This is a genomic window from Vibrio sp. TRT 1302, from assembly GCF_050113875.1.
In the GTDB taxonomy this organism is placed as follows: Bacteria; Pseudomonadota; Gammaproteobacteria; order Enterobacterales; family Vibrionaceae; genus Vibrio.
Window position 1 is genome coordinate 243,257 of sequence record NZ_JBNJOF010000005.1, and the last position, 25,052, is coordinate 268,308.

Annotated in this window: 24 protein-coding genes and 1 other RNA gene; 7 read left to right on the forward strand and 18 right to left on the reverse strand. The window is 45.5% G+C overall.

What is annotated here, in order from left to right; translation table 11 throughout:
• Window positions 1-96 precede the first annotated feature (96 nt).
• Both relA and rlmD read right to left on the reverse strand, forming a co-directional pair.
• The gene (gene relA, locus ACQEXP_RS09950; RefSeq protein ID WP_426969658.1) at window positions 97-2,316 is read right to left on the reverse strand and encodes a GTP diphosphokinase; all 2,220 of its coding nucleotides are present in this window, start codon (window positions 2,314-2,316) and stop codon (window positions 97-99) included.
• 73 nt (window positions 2,317-2,389) lie between these two features.
• Entirely contained in the window at window positions 2,390-3,709 is a 1,320-nt protein-coding gene (rlmD, locus tag ACQEXP_RS09955) for a 23S rRNA (uracil(1939)-C(5))-methyltransferase RlmD (protein WP_426969660.1), read from the reverse strand.
• 219 nt (window positions 3,710-3,928) lie between these two features.
• On the opposite strand from rlmD, the gene barA reads away from it, so the two are divergent.
• Window positions 3,929-6,715 carry a two-component sensor histidine kinase BarA gene (gene barA, locus ACQEXP_RS09960; RefSeq protein WP_269376526.1) on the forward strand — a complete coding sequence of 929 codons (2,787 nt, stop codon included), beginning with the start codon at window positions 3,929-3,931 and terminating at the stop codon, window positions 6,713-6,715.
• Here barA and acpS read toward each other — a convergent pair.
• From acpS to rpoE, 11 genes are all read right to left on the reverse strand, one after another.
• Window positions 6,712-7,092: a holo-ACP synthase gene (gene acpS, locus ACQEXP_RS09965; RefSeq protein WP_426969662.1), complete on the reverse strand. Its 381-nt coding sequence runs from the start codon at window positions 7,090-7,092 to the stop codon at window positions 6,712-6,714. The two genes, barA and acpS, sit on opposite strands and share 4 nt — an antisense overlap.
• A gap of 3 nt (window positions 7,093-7,095) precedes the next feature.
• Complete coding sequence (gene pdxJ / locus ACQEXP_RS09970; protein WP_269376523.1) at window positions 7,096-7,827, reverse strand: pyridoxine 5'-phosphate synthase; 732 nt, start codon at window positions 7,825-7,827, stop codon at window positions 7,096-7,098.
• Window positions 7,828-7,870: 43 nt separating this feature from the next.
• The gene (recO, locus tag ACQEXP_RS09975) at window positions 7,871-8,599 is read right to left on the reverse strand and encodes a DNA repair protein RecO (RefSeq protein WP_269376522.1); all 729 of its coding nucleotides are present in this window, start codon (window positions 8,597-8,599) and stop codon (window positions 7,871-7,873) included.
• 91 nt (window positions 8,600-8,690) lie between these two features.
• Window positions 8,691-9,668 (reverse strand): GTPase Era, encoded by a 978-nt coding sequence (era, locus tag ACQEXP_RS09980; protein ID WP_426969665.1) that lies wholly within the window; start codon window positions 9,666-9,668, stop codon window positions 8,691-8,693.
• The gene (gene rnc, locus ACQEXP_RS09985; RefSeq protein WP_138971847.1) at window positions 9,661-10,338 is read right to left on the reverse strand and encodes a ribonuclease III; all 678 of its coding nucleotides are present in this window, start codon (window positions 10,336-10,338) and stop codon (window positions 9,661-9,663) included. The genes era and rnc overlap by 8 nt, the downstream gene beginning before the upstream one ends.
• A gap of 148 nt (window positions 10,339-10,486) precedes the next feature.
• Window positions 10,487-11,383, reverse strand: coding sequence for a signal peptidase I (gene lepB / locus ACQEXP_RS09990; protein WP_426969666.1), 897 nt, complete (start codon window positions 11,381-11,383; stop codon window positions 10,487-10,489).
• 175 nt (window positions 11,384-11,558) lie between these two features.
• The gene (lepA, locus tag ACQEXP_RS09995; protein WP_331416166.1) at window positions 11,559-13,352 is read right to left on the reverse strand and encodes a translation elongation factor 4; all 1,794 of its coding nucleotides are present in this window, start codon (window positions 13,350-13,352) and stop codon (window positions 11,559-11,561) included.
• A 103-nt stretch (window positions 13,353-13,455) separates the two neighbouring features.
• Entirely contained in the window at window positions 13,456-13,926 is a 471-nt protein-coding gene (locus ACQEXP_RS10000) for a SoxR reducing system RseC family protein (RefSeq protein ID WP_426969668.1), read from the reverse strand.
• Window positions 13,923-14,888 carry a sigma-E factor regulatory protein RseB gene (gene rseB / locus ACQEXP_RS10005; RefSeq protein ID WP_269376518.1) on the reverse strand — a complete coding sequence of 322 codons (966 nt, stop codon included), beginning with the start codon at window positions 14,886-14,888 and terminating at the stop codon, window positions 13,923-13,925. The genes ACQEXP_RS10000 and rseB overlap by 4 nt, the downstream gene beginning before the upstream one ends.
• Window positions 14,885-15,499: an RseA family anti-sigma factor gene (locus ACQEXP_RS10010; RefSeq protein ID WP_426969669.1), complete on the reverse strand. Its 615-nt coding sequence runs from the start codon at window positions 15,497-15,499 to the stop codon at window positions 14,885-14,887. The genes rseB and ACQEXP_RS10010 overlap by 4 nt, the downstream gene beginning before the upstream one ends.
• 25 nt (window positions 15,500-15,524) lie before the next feature.
• Window positions 15,525-16,103, reverse strand: a complete 579-nt coding sequence (gene rpoE, locus ACQEXP_RS10015; RefSeq protein WP_269376516.1) for an RNA polymerase sigma factor RpoE — start codon at window positions 16,101-16,103, stop codon at window positions 15,525-15,527.
• Between the two features lie 403 nt (window positions 16,104-16,506).
• On the opposite strand from rpoE, the gene nadB reads away from it, so the two are divergent.
• Window positions 16,507-18,120 (forward strand): L-aspartate oxidase, encoded by a 1,614-nt coding sequence (nadB, locus tag ACQEXP_RS10020; RefSeq protein ID WP_269376514.1) that lies wholly within the window; start codon window positions 16,507-16,509, stop codon window positions 18,118-18,120.
• A 16-nt stretch (window positions 18,121-18,136) separates the two neighbouring features.
• Here nadB and ACQEXP_RS10025 read toward each other — a convergent pair whose 3' ends face one another.
• A complete protein-coding gene (locus tag ACQEXP_RS10025) occupies window positions 18,137-18,535 on the reverse strand; it encodes a protein YgfX (protein ID WP_426969670.1) in 399 nt (132 codons plus the stop codon).
• A complete protein-coding gene (locus tag ACQEXP_RS10030) occupies window positions 18,504-18,764 on the reverse strand; it encodes a succinate dehydrogenase assembly factor 2 (protein WP_269376511.1) in 261 nt (86 codons plus the stop codon). The genes ACQEXP_RS10025 and ACQEXP_RS10030 overlap by 32 nt, the downstream gene beginning before the upstream one ends.
• A 201-nt stretch (window positions 18,765-18,965) precedes the next feature.
• On the opposite strand from ACQEXP_RS10030, the gene ygfZ reads away from it, so the two are divergent.
• From ygfZ to ACQEXP_RS10045, 3 genes are all read left to right on the forward strand, one after another.
• Window positions 18,966-19,934 carry a tRNA-modifying protein YgfZ gene (gene ygfZ / locus ACQEXP_RS10035; protein ID WP_426969671.1) on the forward strand — a complete coding sequence of 323 codons (969 nt, stop codon included), beginning with the start codon at window positions 18,966-18,968 and terminating at the stop codon, window positions 19,932-19,934.
• Window positions 19,927-20,403: an aminoacyl-tRNA deacylase gene (locus tag ACQEXP_RS10040; protein WP_426969673.1), complete on the forward strand. Its 477-nt coding sequence runs from the start codon at window positions 19,927-19,929 to the stop codon at window positions 20,401-20,403. The genes ygfZ and ACQEXP_RS10040 overlap by 8 nt, the downstream gene beginning before the upstream one ends.
• Before the next feature lie 635 nt (window positions 20,404-21,038).
• Window positions 21,039-21,245: a DUF1107 domain-containing protein gene (locus ACQEXP_RS10045; RefSeq protein ID WP_269376508.1), complete on the forward strand. Its 207-nt coding sequence runs from the start codon at window positions 21,039-21,041 to the stop codon at window positions 21,243-21,245.
• Between the two features lie 40 nt (window positions 21,246-21,285).
• Here ACQEXP_RS10045 and ACQEXP_RS10050 read toward each other — a convergent pair whose 3' ends face one another.
• The 3 genes from ACQEXP_RS10050 to ACQEXP_RS10060 are packed head-to-tail and all read right to left on the reverse strand — an operon-like array spanning window position 21,286 to window position 24,305.
• A complete protein-coding gene (locus tag ACQEXP_RS10050) occupies window positions 21,286-22,518 on the reverse strand; it encodes an FAD-dependent 2-octaprenylphenol hydroxylase (protein WP_269376507.1) in 1,233 nt (410 codons plus the stop codon).
• Between the two features lie 24 nt (window positions 22,519-22,542).
• Window positions 22,543-23,718: a 2-octaprenyl-6-methoxyphenyl hydroxylase gene (ubiH, locus tag ACQEXP_RS10055; protein WP_426969675.1), complete on the reverse strand. Its 1,176-nt coding sequence runs from the start codon at window positions 23,716-23,718 to the stop codon at window positions 22,543-22,545.
• A gap of 11 nt (window positions 23,719-23,729) precedes the next feature.
• Window positions 23,730-24,305, reverse strand: coding sequence for a YecA family protein (locus ACQEXP_RS10060; protein ID WP_138971862.1), 576 nt, complete (start codon window positions 24,303-24,305; stop codon window positions 23,730-23,732).
• Window positions 24,306-24,542: 237 nt separating this feature from the next.
• Here ACQEXP_RS10060 and ACQEXP_RS10065 point away from each other — a divergent pair, with 237 nt between their 5' ends.
• Both ACQEXP_RS10065 and ssrS read left to right on the forward strand, forming a co-directional pair.
• Window positions 24,543-24,851, forward strand: coding sequence for a cell division protein ZapA (locus ACQEXP_RS10065; protein WP_426969677.1), 309 nt, complete (start codon window positions 24,543-24,545; stop codon window positions 24,849-24,851).
• An 18-nt stretch (window positions 24,852-24,869) separates the two neighbouring features.
• Window positions 24,870-25,052, forward strand: a non-coding RNA gene (ssrS, locus tag ACQEXP_RS10070) — 6S RNA.

Genomic DNA, 25,052 nt, shown 5'->3' on the forward strand with positions numbered 1-25,052 from the left:
CCTTTCCTATTTGACTTCTCTATTGACTCGTTGACTGGTTCCACCAGGTCAGCAAACTCATGCGCCCCTGAACCTCACTTCAGTCAGTTTTAAAAACTAGCCTAGTCGTTTGACCGACATAACGTCTTTGATCTGTTCTACGCGCTTTGATACACGAGACAGTACTTCAACGTTCGTTACCTCTAGGTCAAAGTCCATAATCGACAACTGCTTGCGATAGTCGACACGGCTCTTCATGCTAGTGACTTTGATTTTTTCGTTGGCAAACAAGGTGGTAATGTCTTTCAGCAGACCGCCTCGCTCCATCGCTTCGACTCTTACCGTCAGGATGTATGAACCGACAAAACCACTGCCCCATACCGTATCAATAATGCGCTCTGGAGCGTGATGACGCAGTTCTTCTAACTGCTCACAATCATAACGATGCACAGAAATACCGCGCCCCTGAGTGATATAGCCTGCAATCTCATCACCAGGAATTGGCTGACAGCAGCGCGCCAGATGAGTCATCAGGTTATCAACCCCTTCAACGACAACGGCATCTTTCTTCGGTCGGCTATGAGCCGGAGCTCGGCTTTCTGCTTCTTGCAGTTTTTCGAGGGCTTGCTTATCTTCCTCTTCTGCCGTCGGCTTGTTCACCAAAGCGTTGATATGGTTAATGATTTGGTTTATTCGCAGATCACCACTACCGACACCAACATAGAGCTCGTCTGCACTGTTGACGTTAAAACGCTTAATGGCATAGTGCTCTGCATTTTTTAGCGTCGCGCCGATTTTCGCCAGTTCCGTTTCCAGAATTTCACGTCCAGCTTCTAGGTTCTTCTCACGGCTCTGTTTGCGGAACCAAGCATTAATCTTAGCGCGAGCACGACCTGAAGTGACGAAGCCCATTGAAGGGTTTAGCCAGTCGCGTGATGGATTCGGCTCTTTGGATGTGATGATTTCGACTTGGTCACCCATCGCCAGCTTGTGAGTGAACGGAACGATACGTCCCGCGACTTTCGCACCGATACAGCGATGGCCGACTTCTGAGTGAATATGGTAAGCGAAGTCCAAAGGCGTCGCACCCATAGGCAAATCGACGACATCACCACGTGGCGTAAAGGCATAAACGCGATCATCAAACACCTGGCTGCGCAGTTCATCAAGCATCTCGCCTGAATCTGACATTTCTTCTTGCCAATCCAGCAGCTTACGAAGCCAAGTAATCTTCTCGTCGTAACCGCTACGACCACCGCCGCCTTCTTTGTATTTCCAGTGCGCGGCCACGCCTAACTCAGAATCTTCGTGCATATCTTTAGTACGAATCTGAATTTCTATCGTCTTACCTTCAGGGCCAAGTATCACGGTATGGATAGATTGGTATCCATTCGGTTTCGGGTTCGCGACGTAGTCATCAAACTCACTAGGAAGATGCTTGTATTTGGTATGGACAGCACCTAACGCGGCATAACAATCTTGCAGTTTATCAGCAATGATACGTACCGCTCGCACGTCAAATAGCTCATCAAATGCCAGACCTTTTTTCTGCATTTTTCGCCAAATACTGTAGATATGCTTAGGACGACCACTGACCTCTGCATTGATCGACGAAGCCTTCATCTCTGCCATCAGGTCATCGACAAAGTCTTGGATATATTTTTCACGCACGATACGGCGTTCAGAAAGTTGCTTAGCTATCTGTTTGTAGGTTTCTGGTTGCTGATAACGGAACGCGTAGTCTTCCATTTCCCATTTCAACTGACCAATGCCAAGGCGGTTAGCCAAAGGCGCGTAGATATTGGCACACTCTTTTGCTGCCGCTTGACGAACTTCTTCTGGCGCCTTTTTAACTTCGACTAGGTTAGCAATTCGCTCTGCAAGCTTGATCACCACACAACGGAAATCATCGACCATCGCGAGTAACATGCGACGAACATTGTCCACTTGCGTTGAGGCAGCACCGCCTTCCATTGTGACGTTCAATTGACCAAGTGCGGCCATTTCTTCAACGCCATCAATCAGCTTTATGGTCTCTTTACCAAAGTCTTCTTCAAACTGCTGTCTATCGTAAGCCCCACTGGTCACCAACGGAAATAGCAAAGCAGCGACCAAGGTCGCTTTGTCCATCGACAAAGTAATCAAGATTTCGATCATTTCCCGACCACGCCACAAAAGCAGCGGACCTTGATCGTTGCCCTCTAAGATTTCTTCGCCACGACGGTAAACTTCTTTTAAGCGCTTAGCAATTTTAGGGTCTTGCCCTAAGCTAGCAATCCACTTATCTAGCTCAAACTGTTCGTCTTGATTTAAATGTGCGCTTCTTACCGCAACCATTATCTTCGTCCTGTTATATTTTTTATCTTCGATCTCTTCAGCATTGAGACTACCAACCGCTGAGGAAGTTCGTTTAATCCTTTACAAAGAGTGCCATCGACTCTAAATGGCTGGTATGCGGAAACATGTCAAGCATACCCAATTTTTGTAATTTGTAGCCCTGACTTAGCAAGCTTTGCGAATCTCTGGCTAGGGTAGCAGGATTGCAAGAAACATAAACTACTCGGCTTGCGCCTAACGCAGAGATTTGCTCAATAATACCACTAGCCCCCGCTCTGGCTGGATCGAGCAGTATTTTATCAAATTTTTCAGCGGCCCAGAGCTGACCAGAAACGTCTTGTTCCAAATTCGCCTGATAAAATGACGCATTGTCTATTTGGTTAAACTGGGCATTGGACGCGGCTTTTTCAACCATAACGTCAACACCTTCAACCCCAACGACACTCATCACCTGCTTAGCGATAGGTAAACTGAAATTGCCCAGACCGCAGAATAGATCCAACACTCTATCTTGAGCCGTCAATTCTAACCAAGTGATAGCTTGCTGCACCATAGCTTGGTTCACCTTCTGATTTACCTGAATAAAGTTATTCGGCTCAAATGGAATCGTCACTCCCGCTTCTCGATAATGTGCCGACTCACCAACAACTCGATTTAACTGATCACTCTCTGGCATGAGGTAAAGAGCCGCGCCCTGCTGCTGCGCAAAATCTTCAAGCGCCTGCTGGTCTTGTGCTTTGAGCGGCTTTAAGTGGCGCAACACAATCACGTTGGTGTTGTCGCCTTTTACCAATTCTAAATGACCGATGTTCTCTTGATTGGAGAAACCTTGTAGCAGTGAATGTAACGGGGCAAGCAAAGCATTCAGTTCTGTATCTAGAACAGGACAGTGGGTCACGTTGACAATGTCCTGGCTGTTCTTTTTTCTGAAACCAAATTCAAGCTGACGTGTTTTTTTGTTTAGCTTGATACTCACTCGGGCACGACGGCGATAACTCTGAGAGTCCCCTAAAATTGGCGCCTCCAATTCAATACTTTGCCCAGCAAACTTACTCATCAACTGGCTCAACGTCTGTTGTTTATACTCTTGCTGCGCTTCACTCGATAGGTGCTGCATATTACAGCCCCCACACTCATGATAATAAGCACAGAAAGGTTCAATTCGTTGCTGGCTGGATTGCTGAATTTTGATGAGTTTGGCTCGTGCAAACTTACTCTTACTTTCTGTTAGCTGCGCCAACACTTGCTCACCGGGCAGAGCACCTTCAATAAAGATAGGTTTGTTATTTTGATAAGCCATGCCTGCGCCGTGATGATCGAGTTTTTCAATGGTTAGCGATTGATGCTTAGTATTGAGTTGAGTTTTCTTCTTCGGTTGGAAAAAACGCGCCATGCTGTGTGCCTATTTCTATGGTCTAACGACCTTGTGCTCGAATTGCTTAAAATACCCGTAAGACAAACCTCATCTTGAGGTTATTTAGGTATACGTCCCAAGCTTTTACGCCTGAATCATTGTCTGAGCCGACTGAGTTGATTATGCTTAAGGACTCGACGACTTCGATTAATTTTGGAAGTTATTTTCCCATATCCACACCACGATGTTTAGATAATAATGACAAGATATGGCTTGCGCGCCCGCGTTATTACACTCACGTTAGCACCTACGCTGATTATCGGCCTGCTTTTGAGCGCATTTTTCTCTTTCAATCGCTATCACGACTTAGAAAAGCAAGTGATCAATTCAGGTTTAAGTATTATCGAACCATTGGCGATCGCGAGTGAAGAGGGGTTAAAAAATAATAGCCGCGAGTCAGTTCGCCGAATCATTAGTTATGCACATCGTAAAAATTCTAAGTTTGTTCGAAGCATTGCAGTGTTCGATTACAATCATGAACTCTTTGTTACCTCAAACTTTCACCCCAATTTCGAGCTGCTTACTTTCCCTCGCACGGAACCGATTCCACTGTTAGTCAGTTCTGATTTAACAGACAACACCTTGGTGCTAAGAGCGCCAGTGATCGCTGAATCTGGCCTCGTAGCGACAATGAAAGATCAGGGAAATAACCCCGCTCTAGGTTATGTAGCGATTGAACTCGATTTATCCTCACTTCGTTTGCAGCAGTATCAGGAAATATTTTCGGCTTGCTTAGTACTATTGATCGGGTTAGGTCTGTCCGCAGTCTTCGCTTACCGATTGATGTATGACGTGACACGCCCTATCTCCCATATGAAAAACATGGTCGACCGAATTCGTCGCGGTCACCTTGATGTCCGTATCGAAGGTAAGATGCATGGCGAGTTAGACTCACTGAAAAACGGTATCAACTCGATGGCGGTGTCACTGTCGGAATATCACGTAGAAATGCAACACAGCATTGACCAAGCAACCTCCGATTTACGAGAAACTCTTGAACAGTTAGAAATTCAAAACGTCGAGCTCGACATCGCCAAAAAACGCGCTCAAGAAGCGGCTCGGGTCAAATCAGAGTTTTTGGCCAACATGTCCCACGAACTGCGTACCCCTCTCAATGGTGTCATCGGCTTTACTCGACAAATGCTCAAGACAACGCTAACCAATAGCCAAACCGACTACTTACAAACGATAGAAAAGTCGGCAAACAACTTACTCAATATCATCAATGACATTTTAGATTTTTCTAAATTGGAAGCGGGTAAACTGGCACTGGAAAACATCCCGTTTGATTTCCAAGGCTCGCTGGAAGAAGTGGTCAACCTACAGGCCACCAGCGCCCATGAGAAAGGGCTCGAATTGACACTAAAAATTGATCCTAAAATTCCAGCCGGGTTGGTGGGGGATCCTCTGCGTATTCAACAGGTTCTGACTAACTTAGTCGGTAACTCGATCAAGTTTACAGAACGTGGCAACATCGATATCAGTGTTGAGATGCGCTCTCAAAAAGATGACTTTGTTGAATTGCAATTTATGGTTCGAGATACCGGTATCGGTATTTCAGAGCGTCAGCAATCGCAACTATTCCAAGCGTTCAGCCAAGCGGATGCCAGTATCTCAAGACGTTATGGCGGTACAGGTCTAGGCTTGGTTATTACGCAAAAACTGGTTAGCCAGATGGGCGGCGAAATCAGTCTTACAAGTCGACTCCACCAAGGCTCTACTTTCTGGTTTACCTTACGCCTATCGTCAACCGATATGCCAGTCAGTGAGTTGCTAGAAACTCAAGTACTACGTCAACGCTCATTGCTACTGGTTGAGCCAAACATGCAAGCAGCATCCGTCATTCAGCAGACACTGGTTCAAGAAGGTTTAGTCGTGACTTATCGCTCCTCATTACCAGAGGAAGTTGAGAAATATGACTACGTTCTACTCAACCTATCGCCGAGCGGCGATAACGAAGTGGCGACAGTACAGAGCTGGGTGGAACAAGCGATGCGCTGTGCTCCACACGTCGTCGTTGGTACGCCAAGTACCAGCCTCGCGCTGTCAGATCACCTGATCCAGAAGTATCATATTCACTGTATCACCAAGCCACTCTCTAGACGCAAATTGCTACAGACTCTAGCGGCGAATCAAGAAAGCGAGCCGTTGCTGGAAAGTGTTACAGAGAATAGAGAAACTCTGCCTCTGACCGTCATGGCTGTCGACGACAACCCTGCCAACTTGAAACTCATCAGTGCCCTTCTGCAAGAGCGTGTTGACCAAGTCATTACCTGTACCAATGGTATCGATGCCGTCAAACAGGCAGAAGCTCAGCATTTCGATATTATCCTGATGGACATTCAAATGCCGCATATGGATGGGGTGACTGCGTGTAAGAAGATTAAACAAACAGAGTTGAATGCCAATACTCCAGTGATCGCAGTTACCGCTCACGCTATGAGTGGTGAACGTGATCGACTATTGAAAGCAGGCATGGACGACTACCTAACCAAACCAATCGAAGAACATGTGCTTCAACAGGTTCTGATGCACTGGAATCCGCATACCAACCAAGAAGAGCTCGAAAAACTCGATATCAGCACTTCAGCAGTGATTGAGGAAGCGGTGGAACAAGCTACTCATTCAGAGCACAGCAATATGATCATCGATTGGCAAGCGGCACTTAAACAGTCAGCGAATAAAGAAGATCTCGCACGAGACATGCTACAGATGCTTGTCGACTATGTGCCTGAAGTGAGTGCGATTGTTGAGGGTGCCCTTGAAGATGATCACTTTGACACTAAACAGTTGATTCATCATGTGCACAAACTGCATGGCAGTAGCTCTTATTGTGGCGTACCACGACTCAAAAATATCTGTGCAACGATTGAGAAAGAGCTTCGTTCAGGCTCAAGTATCGAGGACATTGAGCCTGAGTTATTTGAATTGCAGGATGAAATGGAAAAGGTAGTGGCGAGTGCTCAGCCCTACTTAGGCAGCTAGCTTTCTAATATCACTGTCGCCACGGCATAGTGGCGCTCATCTGAGATGGACAGGTGGATATGTTCCACCTGTTTTTTTTGTGCGATTTCTAACGCTTTGCCACTTAATGTCAGCACTGGTTTACCTAACGCATCGTTGGTAATTTCAAAGTCTTGAAAGCTAACCCCCAACGCGATGCCAGTTCCTAACGCCTTTGAAGCGGCTTCTTTAGCCGCAAAACGCTTAGCTAAAAAACGTCCTTGCTGCTTCAGTCCAGTAAACTTTGCAAGTTCATTGGCGGTGAGAATGCGTTTAGCAAATGGCTCACCGCTACGGGTGAGCGCATTCTCTACTCGTTCTATTTCCGCAATGTCCGTCCCTAAACCAACAATTGCCATAACTTAACGACGCGCTTCAACCATTAGCGCTTTCATATCAGCAACGGCTTTATGAAGACCATCAAACACCGCACGACCAATGATTGAATGGCCAATGTTAAGCTCATAAATTTCAGGGATAGCAGCAATCGGTGCGACGTTGTGGTAAGTCAGGCCATGCCCAGCATTCACTGTGATACCAAGATCGTTCGCGTAGCTTGCGCCAGCAGCGATTTTTTTCAGCTCATCTTGCTGATCTTCTTCACTCTCTGCATCAGCATAGTGACCAGTATGAAGCTCAATGAATGGCGCTCCACATGCTTTTGCTGCATCAATCTGTTCACGGTCTGCATCGATAAATAGCGATACCTTAATACCCGCTTCAGTCAGCTTTTGTGTCGCGTTTTTAACTTTCTCTAGCTGACCAACAACATCTAGACCGCCTTCAGTGGTCAATTCTTCACGTTTTTCAGGTACCAGACACACGTATTCAGGCTTAGTCTTTAGCGCGATCTCTACCATTTCGTCAGTCACAGCCATCTCTAGGTTCATACGCGTTTGAAGCGTTTCACGTAGGATACGCACATCACGATCGTTGATATGACGACGGTCTTCACGTAGGTGGATGGTAATACCATCAGCGCCAGCTCGCTCCGCGACTTCTGCAGCATGTACAGGATCTGGATACTTTGTACCTCGCGCGTTACGCAAAGTCGCAATATGATCGATATTAACACCTAGATAGATTGAGCTCATTTTCCAATACTCCGTGCTTAATACCCAGCCCATCAATCGTCTATCAATTAATGTTCTTGGTATAGGGAACCTTTGCTCTGGATAAAAACAGTTCCCGGCTTTTTAATGGTTTGCCGCCAAGATACGGCTTTAAGGCTATGCGTGTAAAGCGTTTTGCCGCTTTAAGTTGTTCTTTTGTGGTGAATCTACGCTCACTAATCGCGATAAGCTCACTGCCGTAAAACGTCAGGTTATCTTTGCGTACTGAAGCGATGAAACCTTTCTGCTCTCGGTAACGGTAAGTCATTGTCGGGTCTACGGGTTCACCCGTACCCGCGCAGTGCATAAAATCGACGCCATAGCCCATTGCTGACAACATAGCGAGTTCAAATCGTCTCAGGGCCGGTTCTGGATTTTCACACTGCGCCAATTCTGTCAGAGCATGTAAATAATCATGAAACAGCGCAGGCATTGGAACTTCCGCCATCAAAATTCGACCGACAAGCTCGTTGACATACATAGCCGAATAAAGAGTGATCCCCGACAGTGGTAATCCGAGACTAATTGGCTCAGCCTGACGTAACGTTTTCATTGAACCATTGCCTGACCACTTGAGCAATAAAGGCGTAAATGGCTGCAAAGCCCCTTTCAGGTTAGAACGTTTACTGCGTGCACCTTTAGACATCAAGGTAATACGGCCATACTCCTCACTAAAGACATCAAGAATTAAACTTGATTCGCTGTAAGGGCGACGGTGTAAAACAAAGCAACGCTGTAAGCCATCAGAAGACATAGAATCTGCCAGATTAGTGTTACATAAAAAATAAGGAGCCACTGGCTCCTTATTTCGTATTCTACGGAGCGAAGCTCAAGCCTCGCACTCGTTAAAGGTCATCGATATAGCCAAGTGAACGAAGAGCTCGCTCATCATCCGCCCAACCCGATTTCACCTTAACCCAAGTTTCAAGGTAAACCTTGCGACCAAATAACTCTTCCATATCCAGACGCGCTTCACGGCCGATCGTTTTGATCTTTTCGCCGCCTTTACCAATTACCATTTTCTTCTGGCCGCTGCGTTCAACCAAAATCAAAGCGTTAATGTGGAACCCGTCTGTTTCTGGGTTGTAGTCAAAGCGTTCAATTTCAACGGTAACAGAGTAAGGAAGCTCTTCGCCCGTAAAACGCATCAACTTTTCGCGAACAATCTCTGACGCCATAAAGCGTTGAGAACGGTCAGTGACATACTCTTCAGGAAAGTGGTGTGTCGCCTTCGGCAAGTGCTCACGAACATGTTTACGCAACACATCAATGTTTTTGCCATGCTTCGCCGAGATAGGCACCACATCAACAAAGTCCATGCGCTTAGACATTTCCATCATATGCAGCATCACGTCATTGCGGTCTTGTACATTGTCAACTTTGTTGACACACAGTACCACTGGGAAGTTAGACTTTTGCAGTTTGGTCAACACCATTTCATCGTCATTAGTCCAGTGCGTGCCATCAACCAAGAAAAAGACTAGGTTAACATCACTGAGTGAAGAGTTGGCTGCACGGTTCATCAAACGGTTAATCGCACGCTTCTCTTCAATATGCAGACCCGGAGTATCGACATAAATAGCTTGGTAGTCGCCTTCAGTATCAACACCCATAATACGGTGACGAGTCGTCTGAGGTTTACGTGAAGTAATCGAAATCTTCTGACCTAGGATACGGTTAAGAAGTGTTGATTTACCTACGTTTGGACGACCTACAATCGCCACAAAGCCACAGTGTTGATTGTCTGGCGAACTTGTCTGTTCATTGCTCGATGAGAAAAACGCATCGATATCAAATTCGTTGTTGTCTGTTGAATCAGTCATTGGTCAGTTGCTCTAGTGCTAATTCAGCAGCCGCTTGTTCTGCCTTGCGGCGGCTGGTGCCTTTACCAATAACAGGTTGTCCAATACCTGCTACATCACACGAAACCGTAAACTCTTGGTTATGTGCTTCACCTTTAATATTAGTCACTGTGTAAGCAGGTAGAGGTTTTCTTCGACCCTGAAGAAACTCTTGTAGACGAGTTTTAGGATCTTTTTGTGAAACCCCTGGCTTAATCGCATCAAGGCGAGTTTTGTACCAACTCAATATGATGCCACGCACAACTTCGATATCACTATCTAAGTAGATACCACCAATGATCGCTTCCACAGCGTCAGCAAGGATTGAATCACGACGAAAACCGCCGCTCTTTAATTCACCTGGACCTAATTTTAAGTGATCTCCTAGTTCGAATTCACGACCTAGCTCCGCGAGTGTATTTCCACGCACTAAGGTGGCACGCATGCGGCTCATGTCCCCTTCATTCACTTTAGGGAAACGATGGTAAAGATCATCAGCAATGACAAAACTTAAAATTGAATCGCCCAGAAACTCAAGACGCTCATTGTGTTTTCCATTAGCACTGCGATGTGTCAGTGCTAAGCTGATTAGCTCTGCATCATTAAATTGATAGCCGAGCTTTTTCTCTAGTTTTGCAATAGGAGAATTCATGCTCTCTCATTCATAATTTCGAATTTTCTAAATAGTTGATTTCACAGCTAGGCGACAAATAAATCCAGCCCTATGAGCATAGGGGCTCTATGAAATTAGGGTGGATTTATGCAGTCAACAACGCTGTAGTACCAACGATGACGAAAATTTAGTTAATACCACCGATGCGGTTAAACCTAACACCGGTTGGAACCCAAGAAGGCAAGAGACTATCTGCATCGCGTTCGAATTCGAAGCTAATCCAAATAGCAACTGCTTTACCCACTAGGTTAGCTTCTGGGACAAAACCCCAGTAGCGGCTATCAGCACTGTTGTCACGGTTATCACCCATCACAAAGTACTGACCTTCTGGAACCACCCACTCATTCACACCGTTGCGAGGTTGATACAATTCAACTCGGTCACGACGTAGTGGGTTAACCAAAATCTGATGACCCACTTCACCCAATTTTTCATCCAATTGAATCAATGGGATGCCATTTTGAATGAACTGGCTCTCTTCTACATTAGACAGTTTGACAGGCTGACAACTGGCCTCACCTGAAGACTGAATGCAGATTTCTTTCTTGCTGTTGTAACGAACCGTATCTCCCGGAAGACCTACAACACGCTTTATGTAATCGATATTTGGCTGAGGTGGGTACTTAAATACCACAATGTCACCACGCTCAGGCTTACCGGTTTCGACTAACTGAGTGCGCCATACTGGATCTTTCAGACCATAGGCGTATTTTTCAACCAAGATAAAATCGCCCACCAGCAGGGTTGGCATCATCGAGCCTGATGGAATTTGAAAAGGTTCATAGATAAATGAGCGCAATACAAGGACAGCAGCAATGACTGGAAAAATAGAGACGCTATTCTCTACCCACCAAGGCTGAGTCTTCACTTTTGCTAGAACGGCTGCATCCAAACCATTGGTTTGAGCTTCAACTTCAGCCAGTTTTTCTTGACGCTTTTTAGCAAAAACGAGCTTTTCCAGAACCCAGACAACGCCCGTTACTAAAGTAACGATTACTAGGATGAGTGAAAATGTATTCGCCATTGACTTCCCTTCTCTCAAAAATACGAAAGTGAAAGAGCATAACTCTTCCACTCAATTGAATGCTTTACTCGGTATCTATGACACTGGATAAATCACTGAGTTCTCTACACATTACGCGATAAGGAAATCAGCGATTATCCGATGACATGCAGTGGGTCAGAAAGTATCAGGATACTTAGTCTTTACCTACGTGTAAGATCGCTAGGAAAGCTTCTTGAGGCAACTCTACGTTACCAATCTGCTTCATACGCTTCTTACCTTCTTTCTGCTTCTTCAGTAGCTTCTTCTTACGACTCACGTCACCACCGTAACATTTTGCGATAACGTTCTTACGTAGCTGCTTCACTGTTGAACGGGCGATGATGTGGTTGCCGATCGCTGCTTGAATCGCAATATCGAACATCTGACGAGGGATAAACTCTTTCATCTTTTCAACAAGCTGACGACCGCGAGTTTGCGCCTGTTCTTTGTGTGTGATCAATGCTAAAGCATCAACCTTATCACCGTTAAGAAGTACGTCTACACGAACCATGTTAGACAATTCAAAACGCTGGAAGTTGTAATCAAGTGACGCATAGCCACGTGATGTAGACTTCAGACGGTCAAAGAAATCAAGAACAACTTCCGCCATTGGGATATCGTAAGTCACAGCAACTTGGTTACCGTGGTAAACCATATCAACCTGAATACCACGTTTTTCAACACATAGTGTGATCACGTTACCTAGGTAGTCTGCTGGAACAAGAATATTACAACGTGCGATTGGCTCACGAATTTCCTCGATATCATTTACCGCAGGCAACTTCGCAGGGCTATCTACGTATATAATCGTCCCATCAGTCTTCTCTACTTCATAAACTACGGTTGGCGCTGTAGTAATAAGGTCTAGATCGTACTCACGCTCTAGACGCTCTTGGATGATTTCCATGTGCAGCATGCCTAGGAAACCACAACGGAAACCAAAGCCAAGAGCTGCCGAGTTCTCTGGTTCATAGAACAGAGAAGCGTCGTTTAGACTTAACTTGCCTAGTGCATCACGGAAGTTTTCATAATCATCAGATGATACAGGGAATAGACCGGCATAAACCTGAGGTTTTACTTTCTTAAAGCCCGGTAGCGGTGCATCACAACCATGTTTAGCCAGTGTGAGCGTATCACCTACTGGAGCACCTAGAATATCCTTGATACCACAAACAACCCAGCCCACTTCACCCGTACTTAGTGAATTCGTATCAACCTGTTTCGGTGTGAAGATGCCTAGACGATCAACCCCCCACACTTGGCCTGTACTCATTACCTTAATTTTTTCGTTTTTCTTCAACTGGCCATTCTTAATACGAACCAGAGAAACAACACCAAGGTAGTTATCAAACCAAGAGTCAATGATTAGAGCTTGAAGTGGCCCATCTGGGTCACCTTCTGGTGCAGGAATCGCAGAGACAATGTTTTCAAGCACATCATCCACACCAAGGCCTGTTTTTGCACTACAACGCGTCGCTTCCATCGCATCAATGCCTACGATTTCTTCGATCTCTTCAGCAACACGCTCAGGATCGGCAGCAGGAAGGTCGATCTTGTTTAAGATTGGCACAACCTCAAGATCCATCTCGATCGCGGTATAACAGTTAGCAAGAGTTTGAGCTTCTACACCCTGACCCGCATCAACAACCAGTAGCGCACCTTCACAAGCGGCTAAAGAACGGGATACTTCGTAAGCGAAGTCAACGTGTCCCGGAGTATCGATGAAGTTCAACTGATACGTTTCACCATCTTTAGCGGTGTAGTTTAGCGTCACACTCTGTGATTTGATGGTGATACCACGCTCACGCTCTAGATCCATGGAGTCCAGAACCTGTGCGGCCATTTCACGGTCGCTTAAACCACCACATACTTGGATTAAACGGTCTGATAGGGTCGACTTACCATGGTCGATGTGGGCGATAATCGAAAAGTTACGAATGTGCTTCATGATTTGGGGTGACTAAACTCTTATAAATGGGGACAAGAAAGCCGTCTTGTGACGGCATTTCAATCAAGTTGGCAGATTCTACCCAATTTCTAGCCGCTTCGCACTAGCTAATTGGCTCACCTAATACCCTTAATAATATGACTTGCTGCGAAGATTGCTGCTCTAATCTGAAAGATAATCTTTTTGCTAGATAAATCCCTCCAACCGTTGCAAGAGCCGAAGTGAGGATGACGACCCCCTCTCCGAGAGAAAACGCAGGGGCAATCCACCATTGGGCTACCAAGGCACCAATGATCATCGCAAACAGTGGTAAGAGATAAACCAGCGCAGCAGACTGCAATACGCTTTTTTCAGGCAAGCCGATTTCCACGACTTGCCCTTTCTGAACTCGCTTATCTGTCACTAGATGCCAGTGAAGCGATTTTTTTCCCACGGCTTTAGATATAATGCCCGTCCCACAGCTCTTCTGAGATGAACAGCTACTGCAGCTCGTCTGTTGTTCGCAACTCAGCTCGACATCAAATCCCGATGCCAACTCTGTCACCTCAGAAACTGTTGCCAATGCGGTCATCATTGGGTCGTACTCTCACTCTTTACAAACGTCACTGACTGAGCAATACGTTTGGCAGTAGCAGGGGGAATATCACCGATAACAGAGATTTCGTGCTCACCGCGAACAAAGCTATGCAGCGTTCTGCGACCTTGTCTCACTAGCTGTCCTTTAAGTGACAAGTCATCACTATCCGAGACATAGATAGAAAAATTAAATAAGCCATCACTGTACATCTGGCTTTCGACCATGCGGTCGGTATTGTTCATTCGATAACGATTGAGCTCTTTCGGCTCGAAACCATTAGGGATCCAACCAACCGTCCAATATGAACTGCTCACCTGACCTTTAGGCAAAGAGAGAACTTCTGGCAATTTGACCTGATTCAGTCCACTCATCGCCTGTCCAATCTGATCGTTAACACTAAATGAGATGGTTCGGTACTGCTCTAACACTTCGCCGTCTCGATCAACCAGATCAGCTCGTAAAGGCAATTTGCTTTTTTCATCTACCCACAGCACATACGAGTAACGCTGCCCATCTTTAGGCACAACACGTAAAACCTGACATGCGGTACCCGCTTCGCGCGCGCGTCCAACAGGAATAAAGTCGTAAAACCCTTTCAACTTATCAACATTGGCATTGAGTAGAGGGATGGTTGGTGCAACCAAGTTACCGGATTCAATCGTAAAAGGTTCGACGCCAGGTTCGATGTAACTCACTTCATCACCACGTCGAATAACCTCTCTTACCGGGCCACTCAAGTAAAGTAGATGAGCAAGTTGCTTACCTTCTGCGCGAGCGTGTCGGTACAGCAGAGGTTCAATGCTATTTTTCTTAATTAAGATATAAGACAGTTCGTAATTTAAATGCTGACTTGCCTCGTTCATTTGATGCAACAAAGCCTCTGCAGAATCATCATCTGCAAAGGCCAATGTTGTATTCAAACTGAGCAGTGTCAGCACACTGATCAGAATTTTTTTCATTCAACTACCGTTTCAGGATTATCACTGTGCTCAAGGCCGTTGTCACTATTCAAGCGTAGCTGTAATTCGTAGTCTTGTAGCATCGCATTAATGCGACGACGTTGTTCCTGAACATTTAACTCATTGGTATTCGATTGTTCAAGCGAAGAGCGGGTTAAGCTCACTGGTTCAGCACTTCCAGAGAAAGGAATGGTTTGCAGAACAGGTAAAGTTTCCGCCTCTGGAACGCTAGCATCCGAGCCGCCATATTGTTGGACGCCAAGAATAACAACCAACGAGATACAGGCAGCCATAGCGACCTGACCAAATTGGCTTAACCAAGCAGGCATTTGACGACGAGCTTGTGACGGCGTCGGTTGAGACTCAACACGACGGTGCTGCTCTAACTGAGTTACTGTTGAGTGCGCAGGTTCATTTTCAAGTGCTAGCGCTACGCTTTCAGCAATGTTCCACTCCGGTTTTTCCGGAGCCTCACCACGCATCACGTCACCAATTAAATGATAATTGTGCCATGATTGCAGGCTTTCTTGGTCTTGCTCTAATTCACTTATCAGAGCTTTATCAACCAACTCTCCATCCATGAGTGCTGAAAGTTTCTCTTTGTCAGCCATTATTTTCACCATTAATGTTACTGGTCTAGCGTTGCAAAAGGGGTTGAATTTTCTTTTCAACCGCTTCACGAGCACGGAAGATACGTGAACGTACCGTTCCTACAGGGCAATCCATAACCGCTGCTATTTCTTCGTAGCTTAAGCCATCGAGCTCGCGCAACGTCATTGCGGTTTTTAAATCTTCAGGCAGTGCATCAATCGCACTGAAAACAACACGTTTCAATTCATTGGACAACGTTAAGTTCTCAGGGTTCGAAATTTCTTTTAATGCATTACCCGTTTCGTAATATTCAGCATCTTCAGTATCCACATCTTGTGCAGGGGGTCTTCTGCCCTGTGCGACAAGGTGGTTTTTTGCAGTATTAACGGCAATCCGATATAACCAAGTATAGAAGGCACTTTCACCACGAAAGCTTGGTATCGCTCGGTACGCCTTAATAAATGCTTCTTGTGCTACATCGGGAACATCACCAGGATTATTCACATAGCGAGAAATAAGATTGCAAACTTTGTTCTGGTACTTAGTCACCAACAAGTTGAATGCTTGCTTATCCCCATTCTGAACTCGCTCAATTAATACTTGATCGGTCAGCTGCTCGTTCATTCGAGCGGGTACTCCTATTGTTATTCGCCCCTATCTTCTCAGACATGGACATTAATTATGCAAAATGTAGTCTTGACACCACTGCTTACTTGAGCACTATTGTGACCTAGCTAATAAAGATAAGTTCAAAAATTCTTCAAACTATTTTTACGCAATGATGCACCAAGCTACCTATGTTCCAAATTGTGAGGATGTAGGTAAAGAAAAGCAATGCTATTTACGAACAATTGCATTTATGCAAAGCCATTCTTGGAGTGGTACTATAGCGCATTGACTCTTTTGTTTTGTGAGTCAAAGATGCAATTCAATGACAGATTTAAGAGCGGGATCGCTCTGTTGTCTATGCGTTTTTTCGGGAAGGAAGGCGCACAGATACAACTTAACTCGGGAATGATAAAGTTTTATGAACGCAAACTGTGAACATCAGTGTGATGTGTTGGTGGTGGGTAGTGGCGCGGCAGGTCTATCGTTAGCGTTGCGTGTCGCTGAATACGGCAAAGTCATCGTGCTGAGTAAAGGAGCTCGTAGCGAAGGAGCGACCTATTACGCGCAAGGTGGTATCGCCGCAGTTTTCGATGAGTCAGACAGTATTGAATCGCACGTTCAAGACACCCTAATCGCAGGTGCTGGCATTTGCGAAAAAGAGACGGTTGAGTTTATTGCCCGAAATGCCAAAGAGTGTGTGCAATGGCTAATCGATGGTGGCGTTCCATTTGATCGTGAAGAAAACGATAGTGATGAGGCCCCTCGTTACCACTTAACCAGAGAGGGTGGCCACAGCCATCGTCGTATTTTACATGCCGCCGACGCTACAGGCATGGCAATGCAAACATCTCTGCAAGACAATGTTCATAATCACCCAAACATTACGGTTCTAGAGCGTCATAACGCTCTAGACTTAATTACCGAAGACAAGGTCGGTGGAGACAGCAAAAAAGTTGTCGGTGCATACATCTGGAACCGTAATCAGGAACACGTTGAAACCGTACGTTCAAAGTTCGTCGTACTTGCGACAGGTGGCGCATCAAAAGTATACCAATACACGTCTAACCCTGACGTTTCATCCGGTGATGGTATCGCGATGGCTTGGCGTGCAGGCTGTCGAGTGGCAAACCTAGAGTTCAATCAATTCCATCCAACCTGTTTATATCATCCAGAAGCTCGAAACTTCCTGCTAACAGAAGCTTTGCGTGGTGAAGGCGCCTATTTGCGTCGTCCTGACGGCTCTCGCTTTATGCCTGATTTCGATCCGCGTGAAGAGCTTGCACCACGTGATGTGGTCGCTCGTGCTATCGACTTTGAAATGAAACGACTGGGTGCAGACTGTATGTACCTAGACATTAGTCATAAGCCAGCGGATTTTATTGAGAAACACTTTCCAACCATCAATACCCGCCTGCTCGAACTTGGCATAGATATGACCAAAGAACCAATCCCAGTGGTTCCTGCCGCACACTACACCTGTGGTGGCGTTATGGTTGAGCAGACAGGTCAAACGGATCTCTCTCAACTCTATGCAATCGGTGAAGTCAGCTATACCGGTCTACACGGTGCAAACCGCATGGCATCAAATTCTTTGCTTGAGTGTGTGGTCTACGCGTGGGCTGCTGCCAATGACATCATCGCAAATCTCGATCAAGCAACGTTGCCACCAAGTCTTCCAGCTTGGGATGAAAGTCAGGTTAACTGCTCAGATGAAGAGGTCGTCATTCAGCATAACTGGCATGAGTTACGTCTCTTTATGTGGGACTACATGGGAATCGTTAGAACCGATAAGCGTTTGGAGCGTGCATTACGCCGAATCCAGCTACTTCAGCAGGAAACTCACGAGTACTACAGCAACTTCAGAGTATCTAACAACTTACTTGAACTGCGTAATCTACTACAGGTCGCTGAGCTTATGGTACGTTGTGCTATGGAACGCAAAGAGAGCCGCGGCCTGCACTACACCCTAGACTACCCTGAGCTTGCCGAAGACAGTGGTCCAACAATTTTAGTACCAGAGAAGCTAAAATAATCCAATCCGAGGGAGCCTATGGCTCCCTTTTTAACATAACCACTAGTTCACGATATTTTGCTTCTGTGACGCTATCTCGCCACAGCATCACTCTTTCCTCATTGCGATGAATGATCACCAAGCCGATCGGTAAAAGCGTGAACATCACTTTTTTGATCTTATGCCGACCACGAGTTGATTGATATTGCGTTGCAGAAACAAAGCTCACTTCATCTCGCAATGATTTAATAAGTAACGGTTCTGCGTTGACGTGTTTGAAAAGCACAAACAAAAGCAAAAAGGTTGGGGCTAACGGTAATGTAGAGAGGGTAATTATTGAAAAGGCCAAAACCAGTAGCAAGGTATTGGCCTTTAGAGCAGTAGCTGATGGGGTTAAAGTGAGATTAACGCACTTTGCTGAGGTTATGCGCGACAATCTTATCTACCATTGCAGCATGGCCTAAGTTCTCGCTTCGACCATGTCCCATAATCCAGGTAAACAAATCTGGATCATCACACTCTAGCAGTGAGACAAAGTCACGTTGTTCATTTTCTTGTAGGCCATCAAAGCATTCTTCAAAAAATGGCATGATCACAACGTCGAGTTCTAACATTCCACGGCGACACGCCCATTTAATACGCGCTTTTTGTTCTGCGGTATACATTCTACTTCCTCACCTTATCGGTTGTTTGCGCCGAGTGTAACAAGCAAATAAGCTTACAACTAGTACGTCAGTCACACTCCCGACTAAGGTCACTATTTTCGTTCACTATCTAGATAATGAATGGCACACAATTCAAAAGGTTGTTTATCACTAGGAATAGGCGATAACATACGGCCATCAACTACTTATTAGGTAACTATCATGGATTGGCACAACGACTTTGCACCCTTACAACTCGCGTCAAATGATGTTCTTCCCCAACTGGCGATTGCTCCTCTCAACTCATGGGCTGCGATCACCATGGTTGGTGAAGATAAGAAGTCTTACTTACAAGGCCAAGTTACCTGCGATGTGGTTAAGCTAGAACCACATTCATCCACATTTGGCGCACACTGCGATGCCAAAGGTAAAGTCTGGAGTGTATTCCGACTCTTCCATCACAATGATGGCTATGCCATGTTTCAACCATCAGCCGTGATCGAAAAAGAGCTGGCAGAAATTAAAAAGTATGCCGTTTTTTCGAAGGTAGAAATCAAGCAAACCGACGAGATCGCTCTGGGTGTGATGGGTGAAAAGGCAACCGAACTGGTTAACACGCTTTCCAGTCTATCTGGAGATGTCCGCCCAATAGATGGCGGAACAGCCGTTAAAATAGACCACCAGCGCTGGTTGTTGCTGGTAACACAAGAGGCGGCACAGCACATTGTGGCTTCAAGCCAAGCTGACAAGGTTGATGAGACACTTTGGACACTCCTCGATATCCAAGCGGGTTTGCCGATTTTAACAGCTGAACAGCAAAATGAGCACATACCACAAGCACTCAATGTTCAAGCTTTAGCGGGTATTAGCTTCACTAAAGGCTGTTACACCGGACAAGAAACGGTAGCACGAGCCAAATATCGTGGGATTAACAAACGTGCGCTATTCATTATTAAAGGGGAAGCGCAGCAGGAGATTACTGCTAACGCAGAACTAGAGCGTGCTGTTGGAGAAAACTGGCGCAGCGCGGGTCAACTGCTCGCACACTATCGCTATAGTGATAACCATGCCTTGGCTCTTGTTGTATTACCAAACAACTTGGAAGAAGACACTCAGCTACGCCTTAAAGATCAGACTCAAAGTCAGTGGACTTTCGCGTCCCTTCCTTATTCACTTGAAGATAATGACTAGCCCGTTTTCTACTCATATAACCCAATACCTTGAATCGCAGCAGGTTCATTTTCGCCTGCTGCCTCATCAACGTCCAGCCGTCACAATTGAAGATGCGGCGATGCAAAGAGGTATTCGCCCAAGTCAGATGGTGAAGTCGATTGTACTGAGAGATATGAGCGATCGTTACGCCATCGCTTGTGCACCCGGAGATCAATCTATCGATCCCAAGAAAGTCCGAGCTTTACTGGAGTGGCGACGTATGACCTGCGTATCTATGGAACAGGTAGCGAGTTTAACGGGCTACCAAATTGGTACCGTCGTTCCCCTCCTTTTAAAAACGCCAATGGTCGTGGTCTTCGATCAACAACTTCTGCGTGAACCTGAAGTCACCATCAGCAGTGGCTCTAATATGGCGGGCATTGCCCTCCAATGTGATGACTTGATCCGTCTTTGCCAACCTAGAGTCGCCAATATCTGCCGCGACTAAAACGAACCCTATCCAAGTTGGATAACATTCAGATATTTTTTTGCAATCGATTTCATTAATTGGTGATTAGCGTCTCACACCCAAGCATTAGTGGTTAAATTTTTATTCAATTTAAAAGCATAAGTAGTCACAGGGTATTTTTTGAAGTATTCTGCTTTTGTTGGTTAAAGTTCGAACAAAGGTCATGTGCCCCGTTCGACACTCGCTGAAGAGCCTGTATGTAACTTGGAATGCGAGTGCACTCCTTCTCCAACAAAAAAAAGTGAATCCACTGATTGTTTCAGGACATCCACTTTTTGTGTAATGCATCTGTGACTATTCGCCCGCCTTGAAGCGGGCTTTTTTTTGCAAATTTAACACCAAATTAACACCTAATTAAAAAGTTAAACTATTCTTAAAACTGTCACATAGTTCAGGCTTAATACTTCACGATTAAGACCTTCTATAAGTTCCTAACTCAGAACATAAATGAGGTAATTATCACAATAATTTGGATATTTATCCGCGAATTTGCCTACAGCAACACAAATATCCAAATAACACAGTTTTGACTGCATATTCCCCCATGACAATCACACAATTAACGGAGGGAAGTCAGTATAATTGCGGTGCTTGCTAAACATAAGGACAAATGTATGAGACTGTTTAAGCGCTATACACCAGGTATGATTGCTAAACACATTAGTCGACTATTTAAAGGAAGGATTTATATCTACGGGGTAGGTAAATTTGAGTTCGATAACGGTAAGCTTATTCTGCCAGAAAAGGCAGAGCGCAGGCATTTTCAAGCGGTAAAAGAGATCAATCAAGAAATCATGAAACTCCGCTGTGCATACGCATAACAGAATTTAAAAAGGGTTGGCAATGCCAACCCTTTCCACTTTAGTGGGTTTGAGATTTTATTCCTCTGTTCTGTGCCAGTTTCGGCAAATCACCTTTCAAACCCAATGCGCGCTTCATAATCTCATCTTTTGCACCAGGAAGTTGGCCTGCTAGCTTCATACCTATACCGCGGAGCAGTTTTTTCGCTGGATTATTGCCTTCGAAGAGATCTTTAAATCCTTGCATTGCCGCAATCATCTTAGCAGCCTCAGCTTTACGCCAACGTTCATAACCCCGTAGATTTCGTTTAGTCCCGAAGTCTTCACCTTGCTGCCACATCTCTAGTACTTGTTGGGCAAGACTCGCCGCATCAAGTAAACCTAAGTTCACCCCCTGCCCTGCGAGTGGGTGAATGGTATGTGCCGCATCTCCTACCAATGCCACTCGCTCTGTCACAAAGTCTCGTGCATAGCGCATTTTTAATGGGAAGGCGAATCGCTCCCCAAGCACTTCACACAAGCCAAGTCGATTATCAAACTCAGCAGTGAGCACTTTACTAAACTCATTGGCTGACATACCAAGTAAACGTTCAGCCCGATTCGGTTCCGTCGACCACACAATAGAGCTCAAATTATCTTCGCCTAAAGGTAGAAAAGCTAATGGACCTTGAGGAGTAAAGGTTTGACGTGCAACACTTTGGTGAGATTCTTGAGTACGGACGTTAGCAACAATTGCGCTATGGCCGTAATCCCAATGTGTCAAAGGAATATCTTGCTGCTTGCGCACCCAAGAGTTGGCGCCATCAGCACCAACAACTAGCTTGGCAGTCAATGATTGCCCGCTATCTAAGTTAATCCATGCTTCACTCTCTCCAATCGCCATCGAAGCACATTTCGCTGGCATAAATAGAGTGACATTACTTTGCTGCTTAACTTGATCAAGTAACGCAAGCTGAATAACTCGATTCTCAACAATATGACCGAGGTCCGGTTGCGCTAGCTGCTGTGCTTCGAACTCAATTCGAGCAAAACTGTCTTGTTCCCAGACTTCCATAGCACGATAAGGGGCCGCTCGACGTTGAACGATTCCTTGCCATGCCCCTAGGTTTCGCAAAATTGTCTCACTAGAACGACTTAATGCTGAAACACGCACATCAGGAAGCTCACCAAGCTCGCTTTCTGGTTCACGACTTTCGATTACCGCGATACGCAGTTCTGTATCTTTGAACGCAGCAGCGAGCGCTAAGCCAACCATTCCACCACCAACAATGGCGATATCTACACTTTGCATCATATCTTTGTGTCCTTGCTGATATCTCTAACGAGACACCAAACCTAATGTTCTTCTCAATAGTGGTGTTTTGAGTATCGGCAAATTATCCATCGCAAACAGACCCACATTTCGCCCGATCCGCGTCGCTAAGTAATCATTTGAAAACAGATGTACTAACGCAGAGGTCATCTCAATTGTCGCATCGCGATCATCACTTCGAGACTGTTTAAAGCGTTTTAAAACCTGATAACAACCCACATCATGTGTCGAATGTGCAATACTTTCCGCCAAGGTAGCGACGTCTCTGATACCTAAGTTAAATCCCTGTCCTGCGATAGGGTGAAGCGTTTGTGCCGCATTCCCGACAACAGCAAAGCGGTGCGAAACATTTTCTTTTCGGTATCTAAGCAGTAACGGGTAACTCGCTCGCTGTCCGACTTTTTTTAACTTACCTAACCGCCAACCAAATGCCGTTTGAAGCTCTGACAAAAACTGTTTGTCATCATAGTCCATGACTTCTGTCGCATGTTCTGGACGCAAACACCAAACTAAGGACATACGCCCTTCAGACATAGGTAACAGGGCGACAGGCCCGGACTCAGTAAAACGCTCAAATGCTTGCCCCTTATGAGCAAGCTCTGTGGTGACATTCGCTATCACAGCAACTTGATCGAAGTTATGTTCAGTCAGTTCATGACCCAACTGCTGGCAACAGGTAGAAATCGCGCCATCTGCCGCAACCAACAATTTACCTTCAACCACCGTTTCATTGGTGAGCCTTATTTGCACTTTCTTCTCATGACGAGTGACTTGACTGACAGAGGCTTGGATCAGCTCAATGTTGTCGTCTAACTGAGCCTGACGATAGTAAATACGACCAACATCAGCCAACTCGACGACATACCCCAAGGCTTCTAAACCCACTTCCTGAGTTGCAATGTCGGTCATACCTGCGTGGGTTCGGTCGGAGACATGAATGTGTTCAATTGGCGTGGCAATTTTTGCGATTTCTTCCCATAAACCAAACTTCCTCAAGATCGCCGCGCTACCATAGGAAAGAGCAATCGAACGTGAATCAAAACCAGGATGAGCCTGATCGTCAACCGGAAAAGGTTCTATCACCGCAATAGACAAAGGTTGTTTGGAAAGCTTATTTATCGCTAATGCTAGGGTCATTCCTGCCATAGCACCACCAGCAATCACCACATCAAACTGCTTCATCGCGTTACCTATTAATGAATCGTTGGAGCCTGTTTCTCGACCGGTTTTTGGCCAAATTCTGCATGAATGGTCAATACACATGCCTTAACATGTTCGATCACGTGCTCTAATAACTGAGCTTGTTCTTCGAGATCATCCTCTTCATCAATACCCAGTTTGGCAATTTCTTCTAAATCCGCCAATGCCTCTTTAACGTCACTTGATGCCTTGTTGAGCGCAGCATTGATTAAACCAAGACCAGAAATAAAGTGATTAACCCATTCGGCCAAGCCATCTGCGACGTCAAACAGTGTTGCACTCGCTTCGTCATCAGGAAGGAGTAGCTCAAGATCCATTCCAGAACCCGTTAGTTCCTGAATAGTTGCATCTAAAGTGCCTTCGGCTAACTGCAAAGATTTTGTAGGCCAGCCCATACCTTCACTCACATAGTCATAAACAAGTGGCTGCCAACTTTTATCTATTAGGCTTAAACCGCCACAAAGCATTCCAGTGAGCAAGCCGTGAAGTTCTGCTGGGTTAACAGCTAAGCCTGCCGACTGTAACTCACTGGCAAATGTCAGATAATCAGGTAATTTGGTGTCGCTCATTGCTATGACCTAAAATAAAGTAAATATCCTCAATCGTATCACTTACCAAAGCAGGCGAAAACGCGTGATTGCGCAATTGTGGGGAGCTTTTACACAAATTGCCCAATTACTGTGTTGTTACACACTGATTTTGGTTAGGTCTAACTGAAAAGCTTGAATCTTAATAAGGCTTTTTCTATAGTTTCTCCCTCGGTGATTATCTGCTTTATCACCTTAGACAACAGATATAGAGTCGGTATGAGTAATCAAGCGGTAGAAGTCGAAATCTTAGGCAAACTAACTCGTGTTAACTGTCCAGCAGGACAAGAAGAGTCTTTGATCAATGCAGCAGCACGTTTAGATGATCGCCTTAAAGAGTTAGCGGCTAAAACCAAGATGACCAACGAAGTACAGCTGTTGACCTTTGTTGCCTTAAACTTTTGTCACGAACTCGAAGTCCGCGACAACGATTCAAAGCAGGAACAAGATGCAATGATTGAGCGTATGGAACTGCTCTCTGCGTCTTTAGATGATGCAATTAGTAAAGTTAAGCCAGGACAGCAGTAACCTTTACACAATCAAGAATTTACCCTGGAGTGTTCGTGAGGGGATTAAGTCCCTGAGCCGATAAGCAATACCCAAGGGTTAGTACTTGATAGCTATTGAGCAAGCTCGGCTTGTACCGAGAAGCCTACGGTTATCTCTGCTGATCCGCCTTGAACCAGCTGGTTCAAGGGTCCATATCTCCAACGGCACTCTGGGGTATCC